Source organism: Burkholderia sp. Ac-20384 (assembly GCF_017104605.1).
Lineage (GTDB): Bacteria > Pseudomonadota > Gammaproteobacteria > Burkholderiales > Burkholderiaceae > Burkholderia > Burkholderia lata.
On the sequence record NZ_JAAGPE010000719.1, the window covers coordinates 1 to 837 of the forward strand.

Below are 837 nucleotides of genomic sequence, written 5' to 3' on the forward strand. Positions count from 1 at the left end.
GCAGCACTGGCCGAGGCTCGGGCCGAGCGCGAGCCGCTCGAGCCGGCGCGCGTGCGGCACGTGCGCGCCATCCTTCAGCAGATGCCGCGCGATCTCGATCGCCTTCCATTCCAGATGACCGCCGCCGATCGTATGGCGGGCCATGTCGCGCGTGACGAGCATCTTGGTGCCGGCTTCGCGCGGCGCTGAGCCATCGGTGTGCGCGACCGTCACGAGCACGGCCGCTTCGCCATGTGCGAGCAGTTGCTGCAGATCGCCGAGCCAGGCTTCCATCAGCACGCTCCGTTCGGGACGACGTGGCACGGCACGCGGCGCGGGCTGGCGAGCGTGGCGGCAACGATGACGGACGGGAGCGGAGCGGGCCGGCCGCACGGCCGATGCGGTGCGGCGGCAGCGCGCGAACGGCGCGCGCGGACGGTACCGCCGGATGCGCGGACGCCATGAGGGTGACGGATGCGGATGGTTTGCGTTGTCATGATGAATCCAGTCGACATTGCGGATCGGGCGCGCGTTACGCAGGGGTGGTGAGACCGCCTGGCCTCGCGCACGTAGATCGCCATCCAGTCACGAAGATAGCACCGCGGGGCGACGGGAACATCGCGGGGCGGTGATCCGGGCTATCAGGAGGCGATCATGTCGATCATAGGCCCGCCGCGCGGGATCAGGGCGCCGATGCGTGATCATCGGGCCGAAACGCAGGCGTGGCGGGGCAGGGCGCGGAAGTCGCGCGATGCGCGTTCGCCCGGAGATCCGGGCGGCGGCGGAGTAGGTGTTTACGCTTGACGGGCCGGATGCGGCCCGCCGGGCTGGGCCGGCGAGTGCGCCGGGGCCAGGCGG

The 837-nt window shown here is 71.6% G+C and carries 1 protein-coding gene; it reads right to left on the reverse strand.

The window, feature by feature from the left end:
• On the reverse strand, positions 1 to 273 hold a 273-nt coding region (locus G3O00_RS43005), incomplete at its 3' end, for an XdhC family protein (protein ID WP_277399398.1).
• Positions 274 to 837 lie beyond the last annotated feature (564 nt).